Here is a 442-nt window from a genome sequence, read left to right as displayed (position 1 = left end):
TAACGAGCACACACTAACCTTTCCCTACATACAAGTAAACGGTGAACAGCGCACGCGTCTCAACCGCCGTTGGTTCAGTATCAGCAGCAATGAATGGTTAGCCGGCTATCGTGCTCCCCACATATTGGTTGATGTCAACAAATATACAGGCGAGACGCTGACCTATTCCTTCAGCGTGCCCTACCAGCCGTGGATGGACAATGCCAGCCTCACCCTGAACCAGGAAACAGCAGGTTGTGCCGGAGAGCAATACCTATACACATACACATTGGGTAACGGCGTGACCACCGAACTGCGCGAACCCTACCAGGTGCAACCCCAAGTTACCTTGGTTATTCCAGCCGAAGAAAACAAAACCCGCAACCGCCAGGGAAGTGCCTTCCTCGATTTCCAAAGCGGTCGCTCCGTGATCCTGCCCGATTTCCGCCGCAACCCCGTGGAA

General features: G+C 53.8%; 1 pseudogene. It reads left to right on the top strand.

The window, feature by feature from the left end:
• A pseudogene (locus D0T87_RS23770) lies at window positions 1-442 on the top strand (hypothetical protein); the annotation flags it as partial.

This window comes from Bacteroides sp. 51 (assembly GCF_010500965.1).
Taxonomy (GTDB): Bacteria; Bacteroidota; Bacteroidia; order Bacteroidales; family Bacteroidaceae; genus Bacteroides.
This window is presented reverse-complemented; position numbering and strand designations above follow the sequence as displayed.